Here is a 20,240-nt window from a genome sequence, read left to right as displayed (position 1 = left end):
GGTAGTGGCACCGGCCTGATTTGACGGCATTAAGGCAGTCATGACGAATCCCCTGCTGCGTTCGCTATCGCCGTTCGCCCTTCTTCTCGCAAGCTGCGGCGCACCAATCTCTGCCCAGAAGGCAGAGCTCGTCGAAACCGCAACCACCGGTCTTTCCGTGACCGATGTGGCAACGTTCGATGAACCCTGGGCCATGACCTTCCTCCCCGGCACCGACCTCGCGCTCGTGACCGAAAAGAAGGGTCGGCTCAAGCTGTGGCGCGAAGGCGAGGCGACGAGCAGCGATGTCGCGGGCGTTCCGCCTGTCGCCTACGGCGGACAGGGCGGCTTTGGCGATGTGGTCGCCGCCCCCGATTACGTCTCATCCGGCATGATCTATCTCAGCTGGGCGGAACCCGGCGAAGGCGATACACGCGGCGCGGTTGTCGGCCGCGCGCGGCTGGTGCTGGATGGCAAGCCGCGCCTTGAAGGTCTCACCGTCATCTGGCGCCAGCATCCCAAGGTCAGCGGCAAAGGGCATTATTCGCACCGCATCGCCTTCTCGCCTGATGGCCAATACCTGTTCATCACATCGGGTGATCGCCAGAAGATGACCCCGGCGCAGGATCTCACCGGCAATCTCGGCAAGATCGTCCGCCTTCTGCCCGATGGCACCCCCGCGCCCGGCAATCCGCTGGCAGAAAAGGGCGGCGTTCCGGCGCAGATATGGTCATGGGGCCACCGCAACCTGCTTGGCATCGCCTTTTCGCCGGATGGCAGGCTTTGGGATATTGAACACGGCCCGGCAGGTGGAGACGAGATCAATCTTGTCGAACCGGGGCGCAACTATGGCTGGCCGCTCGTATCCGACGGGGATCACTATGACGGCCGCCCCATCCCCCGCAACCGCACACGCCCCGACCTTGCCCAGCCAGCGATAAGCTGGAACCCCGTAATCGCACCGGGCAACATGATCTTCTACACCGGCAAGGCCTTTCCCCAGTGGCAGGGACAGGCGCTCATCGCGGCGCTTGGTGCAGGCGGCATTGTGCGCGTTGCCATTGACGGCACGACTGCCCGCGAGGTGGAACGCATCGAGCTTGGCAACCGCATCCGCGAGATAGCGCAGGCCCCGGACGGCACGCTCTATGTCCTTGAGGATGGCGAAGACGGCCGCCTGCGGCACATCGCGCCCAAGCGCTAGGGGCCAAACCCAATCAGGGCGCATTCGAGGTTCGAGGCAGAATGGCTCAGCGCAAGAAGGCGGGGCGCAGGAATAGTCGATATTTCTAGTCCTGCCGACGCAGCGCTGGGCCATTCTGGTCGAACCCCTCCGGGGCACCCTGATTGGGTTTGGCCCCTAGAACCCTTTCGACCAGCGCACCGCAAACCCGGCATCGGCTGGTGCGCCCCGGCGGTGCCCCGGTTCGCGCCGCACGAAAGTGCTGGCAGCAATACTGCCCTGATCGAGAGGCGCGGACCATGCCAGTTCCGCATCGATCTCGCGCCCGCTTGGCGCAAGCGAAAGCATGGTGGGCGCAAATTGCGCCGTCTGCGTGGCATAGTCCCAACCGACCGGGAGGTTGAGCGACAGTCCGCCGCGCTCCACCCGCAGGGGCTGCGCCAGCCGCAGCCCCAACCGGTCGTTTTCGACAAGAAGGCCGCGGCGTTCCAGCTCGACGGACCATGCCGACGAAAGAAGTTCCATGCCGCCCGGCAGGATCACGCTTGCAGGCCGGCGCGTCAGCCCTGCGCGCGCCTGCGCGCCAAGGCTCCACCCCCCGGCCAAACGCCATGCCAGGGCAGGTTCCACGCTGATGGTAGAGCCTCCGCCGCCGCCAAGCGCTGCCGAAAAGCGCCCGCCAAGCACGGTCTGTTCCTCGCGCAGCAGACCCAGCCCGATGCTCCAGTCCAGCCCCGAAGCCCCACCTTCACCCTCGGCCAATCTCGCGCCGCCTCCATCCAGCGTGATCGCGAAACGCGCCAGCCGTTCGGCGCGGGACAGGCGCCCTTGCGCCGCTTGCATGAACGCGCCCTGCAATCCCGGCAGGCCCGGTAGCGCTGCCTGCGACAGATAGCCCTCCTCCGCGGCGAAGCTCAGGCCCGTGGCTCCAAGCCGGTAGCGCAGCGCCATGGCCATGCGGGTGCGTTCTCCAAGGCCCGGATCGCGCCCGGCGATGAGGAAATCCGGCTCGCGCCGCTGCGAAAGCCGCGCTGCCAGCGCATCACCGCGCACCGACCAGCCCAGCGCCATGTCGAGGCGGTCACCAAGCCGCGCGACAAGGCTCGATGCCAGCACGCGAGCCTGCTCCCGCTCTGTCGGGGCCAATCGCATGGGCACGGCGCCGAACCGCCGGTCGACCGTGAATGCAAGAGATGCGTCTTGCATATCAAGCGCCACCGGGCGGACCGAAGCGGAAAGTCCCGCAAGGAGGGGCTGGAAGCCGGGCGATGCCCGCAGACCGTGCGCCAGATTCATTGCATAGGCCCGGCCATAGCCATCGAGAATGACCGTGCGCAGCCCGGCACCGGCGGAAGCGCCCGTCTGGGCACCGCTCCCCGTCAGGGCATCACCCATGGCCGGGCTGGCAATTGCGCTAGGTGACGCCAGCGGCACCAGAACCTGCGTTCCGGCCAGACTGGTGCTGCCCTGAGGCGAAAATGCGCGCGCGATATCGAGTATGCCCCGCCCGTAAATGACATCGGTGCCGGGCGCGCCCGCATCGCGCGCGGTGGTCAGCAGAAGGTTGACGATCTGGCTGCCGGTCAGATTGGGAAATGCCTGCGCCAGCAGCGCTGCGGCTCCCGATACCTGCGGCGCGGCAAAACTGGTTCCACTGACCACGGTCACGAAAGTGCCTTCGCCGTTGGTGGTCGTCTTGATCTGGCTGCCTTCGTAAACGCAGCAGACCTCCTCGCCCATCGCCATGAGCATGCCGGCTGCCGATGTTCCGGCGCGGTTGCTGAATGCCGATGCCATGCCCGTTGCATCGACCGACCCGACGATGATCGCGTTGCCGCCAGCGGCCTGCAATACCGAGACAGCGAAGGGATCGGGATTTTCGGGATCGATCCCGCTGCCGGTCTTGGCGCCATCATTGCCCGCCGAAACGATCACCACTGCGCCGGCGCTGCTTGCCCTGCCGATGGCCGCGCGCAACATGCCATTGGCAGGATCGCCGCCAAGAGACAGGTTGATGACCCTTGCGCCCGCGGCAATGGCCGCATCGATGCCCGCGGCAATATTAGCATCCGAAAACGAACAGCCCGAACTGCCGCTGCACGATCCCGGCGTGTCGGCCCGAAGCATCTGGATGGTGGCATCCCACGCCATGCCCATGATGCCCGAACTGTTGCGCGCAGCCGCGGCCAGAAGCGCAACCATGGTGCCATGATCGTCTTCGGGATTGCTGATCGGGCGACTTGCGGCAACATCGCGCGATGCCGCCGAGATGCGGCCGGAAAACTCGTTGTTGGCGGTGTCTATCCCCGAATCGATGATGGCAATGGTCGTGCCCTTGCCGGTAGCGCCCGCCTGCCAAGCGGTTACTGCTCCGTGCAGCCCCGGCCCGTCAGAGCGACGAAACTCTGCCGTGTTGAAGCTGGTAGGCGTTGGCGCGGGAGTTGGCGTTGGCGTGGGTGCCGGTGTGGGCGCTGGCGTGGGAAGCGGCGTGCTCACCACGGCACCGGGCGAACCTGCGCCGCCACCGCAGGCCGAAAGCGCCAGAAGCATTACCAGGGCCACCCATCGACCGGGCATTTCGGGCTTGCGCATCAATCCGTCCTGCGTTCAAGAAAGTCCTGTTATCTTGACCATATGTTGCTGGCCGTAAATGCCGGATAACCCGGAATAACAGGATAATACGTTCAATCCCGAAGGATGACATACCCGATGGCTTTCGATCCTGTCGGCGTGGACTGCTGGATTTTCGATCTCGACAACACGCTCTACCCGCCCACGACCCGGCTGTTCGACCAGATCGATCTGCGCATGGGCCAGTTCATCCAGAACCTGCTGGGCTGCGATGCAACCGAGGCGCGGCGGGTGCAGAAACTCTACTTCCACGATCACGGCACCACGCTTTCCGGCCTGATGCACTATCATGCCACCGATCCCCATACCTTCCTTGATTTTGTTCATGACATCGATTTCTCGCCGCTTGCCGAGGCTCCACGGCTTGCGGATCGTCTGGCCGCGCTGCCGGGGCGCAAGCTGGTCTTTACCAATGGCGATGATGCCTATGCCGCAAGGGTTCTGTCCGCGCTTGGGCTTTCAGGCAGCTTTGACGGCATCTGGGATATCCATGCCATGGCCTACCGGCCCAAGCCTGAAATGGCCGCCTACACCGGATTGGTTGAAGCCTTTGGCCTGAACCCGCAACGCTGCGTCTTTATCGAGGACATGGCGCGCAACCTCGCCCCCGCCAAGGCCCTTGGCATGCAGACCGTCTGGCTTGACCTCGCCACTGACTGGGGCGACCGCGCCAAGGATGATGCCGCCATCGATGCCGTGACCGACGATATCGTGAAATGGCTCGATCATGCGCTGGGGGCGCTTGCCGATCCGGGCGGCCTCGGCTAGTCCGCCCTGCACTTCGCGCAGCCCGCTTGCGCCCAATCGGAGATACGCCATGACGACCTCGCTTGAAGCCGCCATCGAAGCTGCATGGGAAGACCGCGCCAATGTCACCCCCGCCAGCGATGCGGTGCGCGAAGTGGTCGAAGCCGCGCTTGAGCTGCTTGATAGCGGAAAGGCGCGTGTTGCCGAGAAGGTCGATGGCGCATGGCGGGTCAACCAGTGGCTCAAGAAGGCAGTGCTGCTGTCCTTCCGGCTCAATGACAACGCCGTGATCGAGAATGGTTCGGGCGGCGCGCCTGCGTTCGACAAGGTGCCCTCGAAGTTTGCCGGCTGGGACGAAGGCCGCTTCCGCGATGCGGGCTTTCGCGTGGTGCCGGGGGCAGTGGCGCGCAAGGGCGCGCACATCGCGCGGGGCGTGGTGCTGATGCCCAGTTTCGTGAACATCGGCGCATTTGTCGATGAAGGCACCATGGTCGATACCTGGGCTACGGTCGGCTCCTGCGCGCAGATCGGCAAGAATGTGCACATTTCCGGCGGCGCGGGCATTGGCGGCGTGCTCGAACCCCTTCAGGCAGGCCCCGTCATCATCGAGGACGGCGCATTCATCGGCGCGCGTTCCGAAGTGGCCGAAGGCGTGATCGTGGGCGAAGGCGCAGTGCTTTCGATGGGGGTCTATCTCGGCGCGTCCACCAAGATCGTCGATCGCCAGACGGGCGAAGTCCACATCGGCCGCGTGCCGCCCTATGCGGTGGTTGTGCCCGGCGCGATGCCAGGCAAGCCCCTGCCCGACGGCACCCCCGGCCCTTCGCTCTACTGCGCTGTCATCGTCAAGACGGTTGACGCCCAGACCCGCAGCAAGACGGGCATCAACGAACTGCTGCGCGACTGACCCGACGCGCGGCACATGACGGGTGCGGACATGGCTTCGGCGCAGGAACTGATCGCCAGCCTCGATCTGAAACCGCACCCCGAAGGCGGCTTCTATCGTGAAACCTGGCGTGCGGAGGCCACTCCGTCGGGCCGCAGCGCCAGCACCGCCATCCTGTTCCTGCTGCCTGTGGGCGCGCGTTCGCACTGGCACAAGATCGATGCCGACGAACTGTGGTTCTGGCAGGGAGGTAATCCGCTGACGCTTCAGATCGCCGAAGCAGACAATGCTGCCCCGCGCACAATTCTGCTTGGCCCCGCAACCGCTCCTCGCCACAACCTTCAAGGCATAGTGCCGCGCGATCAGTGGCAGTCGGCAGAGCCATCCGCAGGCCCTTGCGGCTACAGTCTGGTGTCTTGCGTGGTCGCGCCGGGCTTCTCGTTCGATGGTTTCATCCTGGCAGACCCCGGATGGTCCCCCGGCGCATGATCCGCGCCCCGGATTGCCGATGATCCTGTCCGATCCCGCAACGCTTGTTGCCTGCTCGCTGGCCGTGATCCTGATCGGCATGGCGAAGGGCGGTTTTTCCGGGCTTGGCGCGCTGGGGACGCCGATAGCCGCGCTTGCCCTTCCGCCATCGACCGCTGCGGCCGTCCTGCTGCCGGTGCTGATCGTCCAGGACGTGGTCAGCGTCTGGGCATTCCGCCATGCGTGGGACCGCTGGATCGTCGGATGGATGCTGCCCGGCGCCATCGTGGGCATATCCGCAGGCTGGGCATTGGCCAGTGCGATCGAGGAAAAGGCGCTGATGGGCGTTCTGGGGGCGATTACGCTGCTGTTCGGTCTCTATCGCCTGTGGATTGAACGTGGCGGAAGGGTTGTCGCGCCATCCACGTCACCGGGATGGGTGGGCGCCTTGTTCGGCATGGCCACGGGCTTCACCAGCCAGATTGCCCACGCAGGCGGTCCGCCATTCCAGATGTGGGTCACACCGCGCAGGCTGCCGCATCTGACCTATGCCGGAACCAACGCCATCCTGTTCGCGGCCATCAACTGGCTCAAGGTGCCAAGCTATGTGCTGCTGGGGGCCTTCACGCCCGATGTGATGCTGGCAGCGCTGCTGATGGTTCCCCTTGCCATCGTTACCACGCTGGTTGCCGTGCGCCTCGTGCGCCGCCTGCGCCCGGATCGCTTTTATGCGATCATCTACCTGCTGATGGTGGTGCTAGGCGCCAAGCTGCTGGTTGATGCCCTGGCCTGAGGCGCGGCTTCGCGCTGCATGGTCCAGAAAAGCGGACCGTTGCGGGCCACGCGCCATGTATCGATGACCTTGAAGCCCAGCGCGCGATAGATGCCGACATTGCCTTCCTTGGCCGTTTCAAGCACCTGCGGCAGCCCGGCGGCTTCCGCTTCGGCAAGCCCGGAACGAATGGCAAGGCCACCCAGCCCCTTGCCCTGCCATCGGGGATGAACCCCCGCCATGCGCAAATAGAACTGCGCCTCGCCCGCAGGCAGATGCCTTTCGATCGTCCTGTCAAGCCGCTCCGCTCGCAGAACGGCGGTCCCCAGCATGGCAAGAAAGCGGACAAGCATGATCGGCGTCAGCGGTGCGTGCTCATGCACCGCACCCGGCGGCCGCCACAGCGTCACCGCTTCCGCCCCGGCCGTGCCCAGCACCATGCCGTGCCGCAGATGATCGGTCACGCTCCAGTGCATCAATCCGGGCAAGCGCCGCGCCCGCACGGCAGGATCGGGAAACATCCAGCACATTGCCGGATCATCCATGAATGCGGCAACAAGGGTTGCGGTGGCCTGATCCACATGGCAGGCGCCAAGGCGGATGATCGTTCTGTCCATGACGGCCGGTTCTCCCGCCGACCAGCCCTGCGTCGGCGACAGCCGGAGAATAGCGATGAGCGACAGCGAAGACTATGTCTATGACGAGGACAGCGGCGAATGGATGCCCGCATCCGAGCTGGCGGCGCGTCGCGCAGCCGCCGATGCGGTCGAAGTGCGCGATGCCGTGGGCAATCTTCTGGCCGATGGCGATCAGGTGACGCTCATCAAGGATCTTGAAGTGAAGGGCGCGGGCCAGACCCTGAAACAGGGCACGCTCATCAAGTCGATCAGGCTTACGGGTGATCCGCAAGAGATTGACTGCCGCTATCCGGGGATCAAGGGCCTGGTGCTGCGTGCGGAGTTCGTGCGCAAGCGTTGAACTGTCAGGCCGGGGAGCGGCGCAATCTCCTTGCTACCGAGCCGCAAACACGCGCAACGAATCATCACGCGGGGCTTTGCCCGGATGACGCATTACGGGCCTTGGTGCAGGTCATGCTGGCCCGCGCCTTAATCAAGTGATTGATTTCTTGGAAAACCAGAATGACTTGCGATTCCTGCAACTCATTTTCCGGCAATTACAATTGCCGCACCGCACCCAATCCCTATGCTGCAACGCAACAAGATAAGGGGTGCTGAAGGCAATCTTTCCTTATCTTTCAGGAGACATTGCCATGTTCAAGACCGTCCTCGCTTTCGCAGCCGCTTCGCTGGTTGCCGTTCCCGCCCTCGCCGCCGAGCCGGAAGCCGGTTCGTTCACCTATCAGGGCGTGAAGTATGATTACACCGCCGAACAGATCGGCGACGTGAAGGTGCTGAAGGGCACGGCCAATGGCGGCAAGCAGCCGTTCGAACTGCGCGTGACCAAGCGCGCCGTCACCGGCCGCTTCAATGGCCGCCCGGTCAGCTTCGATGTCAAGGACGTGAAGCCCATCGCGAGCAAGGCTGCTGCCGCGAACGATTGACTGCCCCGCAACACGGGACTGCCTCGCCTTCTGGCGAGCAGCGCCTCACCCGTGAGCAGGGCCAGCTTCGCGCTGAACCACTGAAAACAGCAAGGGCGTTTCCTGCAGGGAGCGCCCTTTCTGCTTGAATGGCGCTGACCAAATCTCGCTGGCACTCCAAGCCAATCTCACCTCAGGCCAGTGTCACTTCAGGCCAGTGTCAGGAAAATCTCGGCGATCAGCACCCAGCCATCGCCCGGCCGCTCGCGCCACTTTGCCCAATAGGTGCCTGATGCGACCGCTGCACCTGTCCCCTCGATCACGCCCTGCCAGTGTCCGTGCTCCATGGCGATCGGCTCTACCGTAGAGACGATGACGGTTTGCGGAGTGCGGGTGTAGTGCGTTCGCGGCCTTGCCGAAAACTCGCGCTTCCATGCCGAAAGCTGGGCCTTCCGGCCCGCGATGACGGCGCTGTCCGTCCCCGTGATGAGAATGACTTCAGGTGCCAGCAATCCAGCGATCGCGGCAAGATCACCCTCGGCCAGCGCACGGTTGAACTCGGCGCGGCGCATCCTGATGGCAAGTTCGGCACCCAGCGCGCCGCTGTCATGGGCAAGGCTCATGGCCCTGCCATGGCAGGGCGCGGATCATCTGAAAAGACCTGCGCCCTGCCGATGGCCTCAATCAGGCCGAAGCGAGATTGACCGCCGAAGCCTTGCCGTTGCGGCCGGTTTCGATTTCGTAGCTCACGCGCTGGTCCTTATCGAGCGTCGCCATGCCGGCCGCCTGAACGGCCGAGATGTGAACGAAGCTGTCAGCGCCGCCGTTGTCGGGCTGGATGAAACCATAGCCCTTGTCGGTATTGAAAAACTTTACGGTGCCTACGGGCATGGGATGTTCCTTTCAAGAACGATGGTTGCCCCGCGGCGCAAGTGCCGCAGGGTCGTGCGTCAGAATCGTCAATTGAAAGGAGCCCGTCGTCAAAATCCGCAAATGCCGCCTGAATGGCCGCATCAACGGGAGTCTCTGCCGAAGTCCGTCGCAAAATTCGACGTCAGCATCGGCACGCCTAGCACGAGATGACCGCGATAGCGAATCCATTCGGCAATCGATGCGGCATGGGGCAACACCGCCCCTGCCCCGCATTGCTTTTTGCCGCGCGTTACGCCGCTTCCTCCGCAACGCGCGCTGCCCGGCGCACGCCATCGTAAACGAACTCCTGCCCATGCAGATCTATCGCGGGGATCACCTCGCGCTCAAGCCAGTAGTTCTGGTTGTGCCGCCACTCGTCCTTGCTTCCGCGCCGCGGCATCTTGTCGAGATCGCGCATGAGATAGCCGGGATTGAAGTTTTCCGGTTCGATCCAGGGGAGGATCTCCATCCCGGCGTCCTCATCGCGGAATGCAACTTCCACCTTGCGCGCACCCAGTTCGTCCATGTGGCGCAGCAGGCGGCAGACGAAATCACCCAGCATGTCGACCCGCAAGGTCCAGCTTGCGCGGAAGTATCCGAAAACCCACACCATGTTGGGCACACCGGTGAACATCATGCCGCGGTAGGTCACGGTATCGCCCCACCTGATCGGCTTGCCATCAACCTCGAACGGAATGTCGCCCAGCACCTTGAGGTGAAACCCCGTGCAGGCAACGATGATGTCGGCCTCCAGCAGTTCCCCGGAAGATGTCAGCACTCCCTTCTCGGTAAAGCGGTCGATCGTGTCGGTAACGACGCGCACCTTGCCCTGCGCCGCTGCGCGGAACAGGTCGCCATCCGGGCAGAAGGCAAGCCGCTGCTGCCACGGACGGTATTTCGGCGTGAAGTGCGGTTCGAAGGAAAAGTCCTCTCCGGCATAGGCCCGTGCGGCCGCCTTCAGTTCCTCGAAGACAACATCGGGTTCCTCAACACAGCGCCGGTCGATCACGGCCTGATCGTGCATGATCTGGGCGCGCACCACGCGGTGGATGGTCGGCTCGTCAATGCCGATCTGGCGCAGCCGGTCGGCCAGTTCGTTCTGGTTGGGATGGCAGTAGAAATAGGTCGGAGAACGCTGGAGCATCGTGACTTCGGCTTTTTCGGCAAAGGCGGGAACCACGGTTGCCGCCGTTGCCCCCGATCCGATGACCAGCACGCGCTTGCCCTCCCATTCGGTCGCCGGATCCCAGAGCTGGGCATGAACGAACAGGCCCTTGAAATCGGACACGCCCTTCCATTCGGGCGGAATGTAGGGAACCTGGTGGTCGTAGTATCCTTGGCACATCCACAGGAAGCCGGCCGTAAACGTCACTGTCTCCCCGTCGCGGCGGCGGGTCTCCACGGTCCAGAGATTCGTGACGCTGGACCATTTGGCGCTGAGCACCGTGTGGCCATAGCGGATATGCCGCCCGATCCCGGCCTCGGAGATCACCTCGCCCATGTAATCGAGTATGGCTTGCGCACTGGCGATGGGAGCGCCCACCCATGGCTTGAAGCGATAACCGAAGGTGTAAAGGTCGGAGTCCGAACGCACGCCGGGATACTTGTGCGTTTCCCAGGTTCCGCCAAAGGTATCCTTGGCCTCGATGATGGCATAGGTCTTGCCGGGACACTGGTCCTGAAGGTGCCAGGCCGATCCGATCCCGGAAATCCCCGCACCAATGATGAGGACATCGAAATGGCCGCCGGAAGGCGTATCGGCCGCCGCGGCATCAGGCTGGCCCGCAGTGCGCAGTGCTTGCTCGCCCATCTTTTCCTCTCCATGATCCGCTCCCGGTTCTGCCGGGCTTGCGGGGCCGTTGTCAGGCACGATGCGAAAGGTGACATTGACCGGCATCAAGTGGCAACCCGATGCCGCTGGGCCTGAGGCTATCGGTCAAGAAAATCAGCCCTCCCCGTGAGGTGAGCCGCGTGGCTTCGTGGTGCGCATCGCGCCATCACGCCCCGCCCGCCATGCCCTTTCTGACGGGTCGTCCGGCAGGTCTCAAGCCGGTGGTTGCACCGGCAACCGCATGGCCCTAAGCGCAGGAGCATGACTGTGCGCAAGTGCGACATCGCAATTCTCGGCGGGGGCCTCGCAGGCGGACTGGTGGCCCTTGCGCTCAAGCGCGAGCGGCCGGATCTGGAACTGGTGCTGGTCGAGCAGGGCAGCACCATCGGCGGCAATCACGTCTGGTCGTTCTTCGGCACCGATGTGGGCAAGGCCGGGCGCGAACTGCTCGACGGCATGATCGTGGCGGCATGGCCCGAATATACCGTGCATTTCCCGCGCTATGAGCGGCGGCTGCGCACGAGCTACTATTCCATCACCTCGGCCCGCTTCGACAGGATCGTGCGCGAAAGGCTTGGCGACGGGGCAATCCTCACGGGCGTGCGGGCGCTGGCATGCAGTGCAACAAACGCCACCCTCTCGAACGGCACGCGGATCGAGGCAGGCGCGGTAATCGACGCGCGAGGCCTGCGCGATGTCAGTCACCTCTGCGGCGGCTGGCAGAAGTTCGTCGGACGCCGCTTCCGGCTTTCGGCGCCCCACGGACTTGATGCGCCCGTGGTCAAGGATGCCACGGTCGAGCAGATCGACGGCTATCGCTTCGTCTATTGCCTGCCCTTCAAGGCCGATGAAATCTTCGTTGAAGACACCTACTATGCCGACGGTCCGGATCTTGACATCAACGCCATCCGCGCGCGGATCGACAACTACGTCACGGCTCGCGGCTGGCAGGTCGAAGAGGTTCTCGACGAGGAGCACGGCGTTCTGCCCGTTGTGGCCGGGGGCGATTTTGGCGCATTCTGGCGCGCCAGCGGCGGGGCAGTTGCCCGCGCCGGGGTGCGCGCGGGTCTATTTCAGGCCGTCACCAGCTATTCGCTTCCCGACGCCGTGAAGTATGCTCTTGCGCTTGCCCGCGAAAAGAATCTGGGGGGCGATGCACTTGCCGCTTTCAGTGAGCACTGGGCGCGTGAACACTGGCAGCGCTCGGCCTACTTCCGCGCGCTGTCGGCGCTGCTGTTTGCCGGTGCGGAACCGCAGGACCGCTACCGCGTGCTTGAACGCTTCTACAGCCTGCGCCATGGCCTGATCGAACGCTTCTACGCCGGTCGGACGACCGTGCTCGACAAGGCCCGCATCCTTGCGGGCAAGCCACCTCTGCCGATCACCCGCGCGCTGGGCGTCCTTACCGGCCTGGGCGCCCGGCCCCGGCCTCTTTCAAATTCGGGAACCACCAGATGAAGCGTGCTTGCGTAATCGGTTCGGGCTTCGGCGGTCTTGCCCTTGCCATCCGGCTCCAGTCCGGCGGCATACAGACCACGGTGATCGAGGCGCGGGACAAGCCGGGCGGCCGCGCCTATCACTGGAAAAAGGACGGCTTCACCTTCGACGCCGGGCCGACCGTCATCACCGATCCGGCCTGCCTTGAGGAATTGTGGGCGCTGAAGGGCCACAGGCTGTCCGACGATGTCGATCTCATGCCCGTCATGCCCTTCTACCGGCTCAATTGGGCCGATGGCACGAACTTTGACTATTCGAACGACGAAGCCGCGCTGCGCGCCGAGATCGCCAAGCTGAACCCCGATGATGTTGCCGGATACGACGAGTTCCTGCGTTACTCGGCGGGTGTTTTCGAGGAAGGCTATGTCAAGCTTGGCGCGGTGCCGTTCCTTGATTTCGTCGCGATGCTCAAGGCCGCGCCTGCGCTGTCGCGCTATCAGGCGTGGCGCTCGGTCTATTCCATGGTCTCAAGCTATGTGAAGAACGAGAAGCTGCGCGAGGCATTCAGCTTCCACACCCTGCTCGTCGGCGGCAACCCGATGACCACGAGCGCGATCTATGCCCTCATTCACAAGCTGGAGAAGGATGGCGGCGTCTGGTGGGCCAGAGGCGGAACCAACCGGCTGATCGAAGGAATGCTGACCCATTTCAGGCGCATCGGGGGCGAAGTGCGCATCGGCGATCCGGTCGTGCACATCGAAACGCTGGGCGCGCGCGTAACGGGTGTGCGCACGCAGTCAGGATGGTCGGCAAACTTCGATGCGGTTGCCTCGAATGCCGACATCATGCATTCCTACCGCGATCTCATGCCTGATAATCAACATGCAAAACGGCGTGCAAAATCGCTTGGGAAAAAGAAATATTCGCCCAGTCTCTTTGTCGTCCACTTCGGCCTGGAAGGCACATGGCCGGGCATTCCGCATCACATGATCCTGTTCGGCCCGCGCTACAAGGGTCTGCTCGACGATATCTATACCCACGGGGTCCTGCCTGAGGATTTCTCGATCTACCTCCATCACCCCACCGTGACCGACCCTTCGGTCGCGCCGGAAGGCAAGAGCACGTACTACGCGCTCGTGCCCGTGGCCAATATGGGCAAACTCCCGGTTGACTGGAATGAAGTCGGACCGATCCTTGAAAAGCGTATTCTCGACGAGGTCGGCCGTCGCCTCATCCCGGATATCCATTCGCGTATCGTAACGAAGTTTCATTACGCGCCGAGCGACTTCAGGACCGATCTGTCTTCGCATCTTGGCAGCGCCTTCAGTCTTGAACCCCTGCTCACGCAAAGCGCATGGTTCCGGGCGCACAACCGCGATGACGCGATTTCCAATTTCTACCTTGTCGGTGCCGGCACCCATCCCGGCGCGGGGATCCCCGGCGTTGTCGGCTCCGCCAAGGCCACGGCCAGGCTGATGCTGGAGGATCTTGCTTGAAACGTCTTGCTGTTTACTGCGGTTCGGCCACGCCGCAGGATCACCGTTACGTTACGCTTGCCCGCGAAATCGGACAGGAACTGGCCCGGCGCGGAATCGGCGTTGTCTATGGCGGGGGGCGGCTCGGCCTCATGGGCGCAGTTGCCTATGGCGCGCTTGATGCCGGCGGCGAAGTCATCGGCATCATCCCCGAAGGACTGGTCAATACCGAGGTGGCAAACCACGATTGCACCGAACTGCACGTCGTTTCGGGAATGCACGAACGCAAGAAGCGCTTCACCGATCTGTCGGATGGATTCCTCACCATTCCCGGCGGGGTTGGCACGATGGACGAGTTGTGGGAAGCGGTGAGTTGGGCGCAGCTTGGGTATCATGCCAAGCCTGTGGGCCTGCTCAATGCCTTCGGCTTCTATGACCACCTGCTCGCGTTCCATCACCATATGATCGAGGTGGGCTTCATCCGCGAAGCCCATGCCGGCATCATCATTGCCGAACCTGATCTTGATATCCTGCTCGCCCGGATGGCCGCCTATGTCCCGCACAAGCCGATCTTCGCGATGAAGGCGGATGACCTGTAAAGACCATGGCGGACCGTACCGCGCTTGTTGCCCATGCCAGAGAAGCCATCCTGCGCGGCTCAAAAAGCTTTGCCGCCGCTAGCCACCTGTTTGACCGGATCACGCGCGAACGCGTGTGGCTGCTCTATGCCTGGTGCCGCCGCTGCGACGATGTGATCGACGGGCAGGACCATGGCGGCACGCTTGGTCCCCAGACCGGCATGGCCGAGCGCCTGCACCACGTCCGTTACCTCACACAGGCAGCCTTTGCAGGCAGGCGAACCGGCGATGCCGCGTTTGACGCGCTTGGGCTGGTCGCCCGTGAAACCGGGCTGACTGAAGCAATGGCCGACGCGGTGATCGAAGGCTTTGCCCTCGACAGTGCCGATTGGCGCCCGCAAACCGAAGCCGACCTCATGCGCTATTGCTGGCATGTGGCTGGTGCGGTCGGCGTGATGATGGCAGTGGTCATGGGCGTTTCGCCCGAAGATGCCGATACGCTCGACCGGGCCTGCGACCTTGGCCTGGCCTTCCAGCTGGCCAATATTGCACGTGACGTAACAGAGGATGCCGCGGCTGGCCGCTGCTACATTCCGGCAGATTGGCTTGCCGACGCCGGTATTGCCGCCAGCCAGATCGATCAGCCTCGGCACCGCGCCGATCTGGCACGGATCGTGGGCGAGATGTGCGCCATGGCGCATTTACACGAGTGTTCGGCAAGGATCGGCGCCGCCCGCCTGAAACCGCGTCAGCGCTGGGCGATCCTTGCGGCAGCCAGCATCTATGGCGAGATTGCACGCGAGGTGGCCCGCCGGGGCGAACATGCGTGGGACGAGCGCGTTTTCGTTAGTAACGCCCGCAAGGTGGCCTTCATAGCCAGCGCCGGGCTGGCTGCGGTGCGCGCCGTGCCACCGGAATGCGAGGCAGCATCCGCCAGGCGCCGCTTCACCCGCAGCGTCCTTGTCCGTCTGGCAGAAGCGCGGCCAGCCGATGGCCTGAGAACCGCCTGACCGGGGCCTTGCCAATCGCACCATAGCTGGCACACTCGCCCGGCAATGGAGTGGAGCGCAGTCGTGACGGCCAATTCCGCAAGCGTTACGTCACAAAACGGCGAAGACTCGCCCTGCGGCCCGCTTGTTTACCGGATCAGCCTGCCGGTGCGCATCTGGCATGGCATCAACGCCCTTTGCATTTTCGTTCTGCTGATGAGCGGGGCCACGATTTTCAATGCGCATCCCCGGCTCTACTGGGGCAAGGCGGGTGCCAATTTCGATCACGCTTGGCTGGCAGCAGGCCGCAATGGAGAGGCGGGGTTCCTCCGGGTCGGACAGATCGAGTTCAACACCACCGGCTTTCTCGGACACACGCCCTATTCGACCAAGGCAATCCCACCCTTGCTGACGATCCCCAATTACTACAGCCTTGCCGAGGGTCGGCAATGGCACTTCTTCTTTGCCTGGCTGCTGGTCGTCTCAATCACGGCATTTCTCATTTATTCGCTTTGTAGCAAGCATTTGAGGAATGATCTTCTTCCGAGATGGAAGGAGATATCCCCTTCCCGTCTCTGGAAGGAGATCGTGGCGCATGTGCGCCTTCGGTTCGCCTCCGGGCACGCCGCGAAAGGCTACAACCCGCTCCAGAAACTGGCCTATCTGGGCGTCATTTTCGGGCTGATTCCGCTGGCGATCCTGACCGGCATAACCATGTCACCCAATCTCAATGCAGCCTTTCCCTGGCTGCTGGACCTGTTTGGTGGCAGGCAGTCCGCCCGGTCCATTCATTTTATATGTTCAGCAGCACTTTGTCTGTTTATCTTCATCCATCTTCTGATGATCCTTGCTGCCGGCCCCCTGAATGAAATGCGGGCGATCATCACCGGCTGGTTCAGACTTCCTCAGGCACAGGAGAACAGGCCATGACCGGATTTTCCCGCCGCTCGATGCTGGTAGCGACAGGCAGCGCCGCGCTGGCCGGGTGCGAGCGCATCACCACTTCGCCCACGGTGCGCAAGGTGTTGACTCTTGGCGAGAAAGCTACGCTTTCCGGCCAGCGCTTCCTCACCGATCGCAATGCGCTGGCCCCTGAGTTCGCCCCGGTCGATATTTCTCCGCGCTTCCGGGTGAACGGGAACTTCCTGCCGCGTTCGCCGGACTTTGCGGCGCATCTGGCCAAGGGCTTTGCCGATTGGCGGCTTGAGGTATCAGGGCTGGTCCGCCGCCCCCTGCGCCTGACCCTTGCCGAGTTGAAGGCAGGTCCGCAACGCACCCAGATTACGCGGCACGATTGTGTGGAAGGATGGAGCGCCATTGCTGAATGGACCGGAACGCCTTTAGCATCCATTCTCAAGATGGCAGGTATTTCTGATAAAACACAATATCTTGTATTCCATTGTGCAGATGATTTCTCAGGAATGCCCTTTTACGAGAGCATCGATCTTGTCGATGCCTTCCATCCGCAGACGATCCTTGCCCACACCATGAACCGGCAACCCCTCCCCGTTGCGCATGGCGCCCCGGTCCGCCTGCGTGTGGAACGTGCGCTGGGATACAAGCAGGCGAAATATGTCATGCGGATCGAAGCCGTCGCCTCGCTCGCGGGGATATACGGCGGCAAGGGCGGATACTGGGAAGATCACTCCGGCTATCAGTGGTTCGCCGGAATATGAGCCTTTGCGGCTCCATTCAAATGCGCCCGATCCCCCCCTTAAACCAAGAACCGTGACGTAACGTTACCGCATGAGAACCAGTTCCTCAGCCATCGAGGGATGCAAGGCAACCGTTGCATCGAAATCGGCCTTGGTCAGCCCGGCCTTGACCGCAATGGCCGCCGCCTGAAGGATTTCCGGGGAATCCGGGCCGATCATGTGAATGCCCAGAACCTTGCCCGTCGTCGCCTCGACGATCATCTTGTAAAGTCCCCGTTCGGGGCGATGCGCGAAAATGTTCTTCATCGGCCGGAAGTCCGAGGAATAGACCTTTATGTTGCCCCCATGAGCCTTGCGCGCTTCGCTTTCCGTCAGGCCGACCCCGGCCAGCGGGGGCTGCGAGAACACGGCGCTGGGAATGCAGTCATAGCTGACCTCGGTGTCCTTGCCGCCGAACACCCGGTCGGCAAAGGCATGGCCTTCGCGGATGGCGACAGGCGTCAACTGGACGCGGTCCGTTACGTCACCCACGGCATAGATGCTGTCGCACACGGTCTTGCCATGCCGGTCAACCGGGATTTCGCCGCGTTCGCCCGTTGTGATCCCCGCATTCTCAAGCCCCAGCCCATCGGTCTTGGGACGCCTGCCGGTGGCCACCAGAACCACATCGGCGTGCAGAGGCTCGCGGTGACGATCAAGGTGAACGACCAGCGAACCGTCGTCCTGCTGCAAGACCTGCTCGATATGGCAGTTCAGCCGATAGTCTATCCCGCGCGCCATGGTGATCTGAAGCAGGCGGTCACGCAGCGAGTCATCATAGCCGCGCAGGATCGTCTCGCTGCGGTTCACAACCGTTACGTGACAACCAAGCGCATTGAAAATGCCGGCAAACTCCATCGCGATATAGCCGCCGCCGGAAATCACGACCCGGCGGGGAAGCTGCTCCAGATGGAACACCTCGTTCGAGGTGATGCAATGCTCGCGCCCCTCGAAATCGGGCATCACCGGCCAGGCACCGGTCGCCACCAGAATGTAGCGTGCCGTAACGGTCCGCCCACTCGCCAGTCTGACGGCGTTCGGCCCTGCAATGGTCGCACGCTCCAGAAACCTCTCGACCTTGTTGCTCTCAAGCGTCGTCGTGTAGGCCGCATTGAGCCTGTCAACGTCCTTGAGCACGGCGTCACGTAACGTTGGCCAGTCAAACCGCATGCCATCGACGGTCCAGCCATAATTGGCGGCATCCTGAAGTTCTTCGGCAAAGTGCGATCCATAGACCAGCAGCTTCTTCGGAACGCAGCCCCGGATGACGCAGGTGCCGCCCACCCGATATTCCTCGGCCACTGCCACGCGCGCGCCGTGGCTGGCGGCAATGCGGCTTGCACGCACTCCTCCCGAACCGGCCCCGATCACGAAAAGGTCGTAGTCGAACTCACCTGCTGCCATGTCCTGCACTCCTTGCACGGGGCATATGGCCCGTTGCCATCGGCAAGACCAGAGGCTTTGACACAGGAGACCGCGGCCGGGTCAGCGCTTTGCCATCAGCCGCCGATCCCCGCCGCGGCCAGCAGGGCTTCGGTCGATGGATCGAAGCCGTCGCCGCCGCCTGCCTCGATCTGCTTTGCAATGGCTTTGCCCAGTTCCACCCCGAACTGGTCGAACGGGTTGATCCCCAGCATCGCCGCCGAGACGAAAGTGCGATGTTCATGAAAGGCGATGAGCGCGCCCAGCGTGGCGGGATTGAGGTCATCGCACAGGATCGTGGCCGAAGGGCGATCCCCCGGATAGGCGCGGGCGCCATCATCAGATGCCTTGCCCGCCATGAGCGCTGCACCCTGCGCAAAGCAGTTCGCCAGCAGGATCTGGTGATGCACCGGATCGAGATCGTGCCCCGGCGTCTTGACGGCAAGAAAATCGACCGGGATCAGATGGGTGCCCTGATGCAGGAGCTGGAAAACCGCGTGCTGCGCATCGGTGCCGACACCGCCCCATGTTACCGGGGCACTGGGCCGGGCCAGCGGCGTTCCATCAGCCAGAACCCGCTTGCCGTTGGATTCCATCTCAAGCTGCTGAAGGTAATCGGGCAGGAGCCGGAGCCTCTCGTCATAGGCGAAGACGCCGCGGGTCTGGCACTGGCGCGCCTGCGTATAGTAAAGGTCGGCAAAAGCAGCCCGGACGATCACGTTGCCGGCAAGCGGCGCATCGATGAAATGCCGGTCGATTGCCGCAGCGCCATCCAGAAATGCGGCAAAGCCCTGCCAGCCCAGCGCCATGGCAACCGGAAAGCCGATCGACGACCACAACGAATAACGTCCGCCAACCGTTTCCGAAAACGGCAGGACGCGCGTTTCATCCACGCCCCACTCCACCGCCTTTTCGGGCGATGCGGTGAGTGCAACAACCCGGCCATAGGGATCGGCCACCCCGCCCTCGCGCAGCCACTCCAGCGCCGATGCCGCGTTGGTCATCGTCTCGGTCGTCGTGAAGGTCTTCGAGGCCACCGCGATCAGGGTGGAATGCGGATCGCACGCCTTCATGGCCGCTTCCAGCGCGCAGCCATCGATGTTGGAGACGACATGGACGGCAAGTTTTGCCCCCTCGCGGGTGAGCGCATCGATGGCCAGAGCCGGACCAAGCGCCGACCCGCCAATACCGATGTGGATCAGGCTCTTCACCTCGCCAAGCGCGCCTTCATGAATGGCATCGACCAGCATCCGCATCCTCGCGTGGAGGGCATCAGCCTCCTCGACACTGGTATCCTTGCCGATGCCCCGCTCGGCCGTATGCTCGGCGGCGCGCCCTTCGGTATTGTTGATCTTCTCCCCCGAAATCAGGGCATCGCGACGCCCGGCAAGGTCCATCGCCTCTGCAATCGCGCCAAGCAGCTCCTCGACCTCAGGCGAAAGATGCGTCTTCGACCAGTCGAACAGGATCGGTCCACCGGGAAGATCGAGCGTGGCGGAATATCGGCCGAGACGATCGCCTGCCGCGAACAAGGCCGAAAGCGTGGGCCGAGGCAGGGCTTCCAGCGCGGCCCAGAGCGTTCCTGCTTGCGCTAACGTCATCGTGATCCTCATCCTTTCGCAACTGCACAAGGCCCTAATGCCCGCTAAGCCGGTCTGCGCCAAGCATGGTCTTGGCAGGCGCGCGCCATGCGCAA

At 63.3% G+C, this 20,240-nt stretch carries 20 protein-coding genes; 13 read left to right on the top strand and 7 right to left on the bottom strand.

Translation table 11 applies throughout. The features are described from left to right. Positions 1 to 40: 40 nt before the first annotated feature. Positions 41 to 1,183: a PQQ-dependent sugar dehydrogenase gene (locus DKM43_RS05940; RefSeq protein WP_109797532.1), complete on the top strand. Its 1,143-nt coding sequence runs from the start codon at positions 41 to 43 to the stop codon at positions 1,181 to 1,183. Between the two features lie 156 nt (positions 1,184 to 1,339). Here the strand turns inward: DKM43_RS05940 and DKM43_RS05935 are convergent, their stop codons facing one another. After that, the gene (locus DKM43_RS05935; RefSeq protein WP_109797531.1) at positions 1,340 to 3,754 is read right to left on the bottom strand and encodes a S8 family peptidase; all 2,415 of its coding nucleotides are present in this window, start codon (positions 3,752 to 3,754) and stop codon (positions 1,340 to 1,342) included. Positions 3,755 to 3,871: 117 nt separating this feature from the next. Between DKM43_RS05935 and DKM43_RS05930 the strand changes: the two genes are divergently transcribed. The 4 genes from DKM43_RS05930 to DKM43_RS05915 are packed head-to-tail and all read left to right on the top strand — an operon-like array spanning position 3,872 to position 6,687. Then, positions 3,872 to 4,561: a pyrimidine 5'-nucleotidase gene (locus tag DKM43_RS05930; protein ID WP_109797530.1), complete on the top strand. Its 690-nt coding sequence runs from the start codon at positions 3,872 to 3,874 to the stop codon at positions 4,559 to 4,561. A gap of 49 nt (positions 4,562 to 4,610) precedes the next feature. Continuing rightward, the gene (gene dapD, locus DKM43_RS05925) at positions 4,611 to 5,447 is read left to right on the top strand and encodes a 2,3,4,5-tetrahydropyridine-2,6-dicarboxylate N-succinyltransferase (RefSeq protein ID WP_109797529.1); all 837 of its coding nucleotides are present in this window, start codon (positions 4,611 to 4,613) and stop codon (positions 5,445 to 5,447) included. Positions 5,448 to 5,462: 15 nt separating this feature from the next. Further along, positions 5,463 to 5,915 (top strand): cupin domain-containing protein, encoded by a 453-nt coding sequence (locus tag DKM43_RS05920; protein ID WP_109797528.1) that lies wholly within the window; start codon positions 5,463 to 5,465, stop codon positions 5,913 to 5,915. Positions 5,916 to 5,934: 19 nt separating this feature from the next. Beyond that, complete coding sequence (locus tag DKM43_RS05915) at positions 5,935 to 6,687, top strand: sulfite exporter TauE/SafE family protein (protein WP_109797527.1); 753 nt, start codon at positions 5,935 to 5,937, stop codon at positions 6,685 to 6,687. Here the strand turns inward: DKM43_RS05915 and DKM43_RS05910 are convergent. Next, a complete protein-coding gene (locus DKM43_RS05910; protein WP_109797526.1) occupies positions 6,633 to 7,283 on the bottom strand; it encodes a GNAT family N-acetyltransferase in 651 nt (216 codons plus the stop codon). The genes DKM43_RS05915 and DKM43_RS05910 overlap by 55 nt on opposite strands. Before the next feature lie 55 nt (positions 7,284 to 7,338). Between DKM43_RS05910 and DKM43_RS05905 the strand changes: the two genes are divergently transcribed. Then, positions 7,339 to 7,644 (top strand): alkylphosphonate utilization protein, encoded by a 306-nt coding sequence (locus DKM43_RS05905; RefSeq protein ID WP_109797525.1) that lies wholly within the window; start codon positions 7,339 to 7,341, stop codon positions 7,642 to 7,644. Between the two features lie 292 nt (positions 7,645 to 7,936). Further along, positions 7,937 to 8,227 carry a hypothetical protein gene (locus tag DKM43_RS05900; RefSeq protein WP_109798031.1) on the top strand — a complete coding sequence of 97 codons (291 nt, stop codon included), beginning with the start codon at positions 7,937 to 7,939 and terminating at the stop codon, positions 8,225 to 8,227. Positions 8,228 to 8,415: 188 nt separating this feature from the next. Here the strand turns inward: DKM43_RS05900 and DKM43_RS05895 are convergent, their stop codons facing one another. The 3 genes from DKM43_RS05895 to DKM43_RS05885 form a co-directional block, all read right to left on the bottom strand. Beyond that, entirely contained in the window at positions 8,416 to 8,829 is a 414-nt protein-coding gene (locus DKM43_RS05895) for a YybH family protein (protein ID WP_109797524.1), read from the bottom strand. 61 nt (positions 8,830 to 8,890) lie between these two features. Next, a complete protein-coding gene (locus tag DKM43_RS05890; RefSeq protein ID WP_109797523.1) occupies positions 8,891 to 9,097 on the bottom strand; it encodes a cold-shock protein in 207 nt (68 codons plus the stop codon). A gap of 271 nt (positions 9,098 to 9,368) precedes the next feature. Then, on the bottom strand, positions 9,369 to 10,928 hold the full coding sequence (locus DKM43_RS05885) for a flavin-containing monooxygenase (protein WP_109798030.1): 1,560 nt from the start codon (positions 10,926 to 10,928) through the stop codon (positions 9,369 to 9,371). 282 nt (positions 10,929 to 11,210) lie between these two features. On the opposite strand from DKM43_RS05885, the gene crtY reads away from it, so the two are divergent. From crtY to DKM43_RS05855, 6 genes are all read left to right on the top strand, one after another. Beyond that, the gene (crtY, locus tag DKM43_RS05880) at positions 11,211 to 12,407 is read left to right on the top strand and encodes a lycopene beta-cyclase CrtY (protein WP_109797522.1); all 1,197 of its coding nucleotides are present in this window, start codon (positions 11,211 to 11,213) and stop codon (positions 12,405 to 12,407) included. Continuing rightward, positions 12,404 to 13,882 (top strand): phytoene desaturase, encoded by a 1,479-nt coding sequence (locus tag DKM43_RS05875; RefSeq protein WP_109797521.1) that lies wholly within the window; start codon positions 12,404 to 12,406, stop codon positions 13,880 to 13,882. Before crtY ends, DKM43_RS05875 begins: the two co-directional genes overlap by 4 nt. Next, the gene (locus DKM43_RS05870) at positions 13,879 to 14,460 is read left to right on the top strand and encodes an LOG family protein (protein ID WP_109797520.1); all 582 of its coding nucleotides are present in this window, start codon (positions 13,879 to 13,881) and stop codon (positions 14,458 to 14,460) included. Before DKM43_RS05875 ends, DKM43_RS05870 begins: the two co-directional genes overlap by 4 nt. A 5-nt stretch (positions 14,461 to 14,465) precedes the next feature. Next, positions 14,466 to 15,449, top strand: a complete 984-nt coding sequence (locus DKM43_RS05865; protein ID WP_109797519.1) for a phytoene/squalene synthase family protein — start codon at positions 14,466 to 14,468, stop codon at positions 15,447 to 15,449. A 63-nt stretch (positions 15,450 to 15,512) separates the two neighbouring features. Beyond that, a complete protein-coding gene (locus DKM43_RS05860; protein WP_236632411.1) occupies positions 15,513 to 16,358 on the top strand; it encodes a cytochrome b/b6 domain-containing protein in 846 nt (281 codons plus the stop codon). Continuing rightward, positions 16,355 to 17,104 (top strand): molybdopterin-binding protein, encoded by a 750-nt coding sequence (locus DKM43_RS05855; protein WP_109797517.1) that lies wholly within the window; start codon positions 16,355 to 16,357, stop codon positions 17,102 to 17,104. The genes DKM43_RS05860 and DKM43_RS05855 overlap by 4 nt, the downstream gene beginning before the upstream one ends. 63 nt (positions 17,105 to 17,167) lie before the next feature. Here the strand turns inward: DKM43_RS05855 and gorA are convergent, their stop codons facing one another. Together gorA and pgi are read right to left on the bottom strand one after the other, a co-directional pair. Then, entirely contained in the window at positions 17,168 to 18,526 is a 1,359-nt protein-coding gene (gene gorA / locus DKM43_RS05850) for a glutathione-disulfide reductase (RefSeq protein WP_109798029.1), read from the bottom strand. 95 nt (positions 18,527 to 18,621) lie between these two features. Then, positions 18,622 to 20,145: a glucose-6-phosphate isomerase gene (gene pgi, locus DKM43_RS05845; protein ID WP_109798028.1), complete on the bottom strand. Its 1,524-nt coding sequence runs from the start codon at positions 20,143 to 20,145 to the stop codon at positions 18,622 to 18,624. Positions 20,146 to 20,240 lie beyond the last annotated feature (95 nt).

This window comes from Novosphingobium meiothermophilum (genome assembly GCF_003171715.1).
GTDB lineage: Bacteria > Pseudomonadota > Alphaproteobacteria > Sphingomonadales > Sphingomonadaceae > Novosphingobium > Novosphingobium meiothermophilum.
Note: the sequence above shows the minus strand (reverse complement) of the source record. Positions and strands in the feature narration are given on the sequence as shown.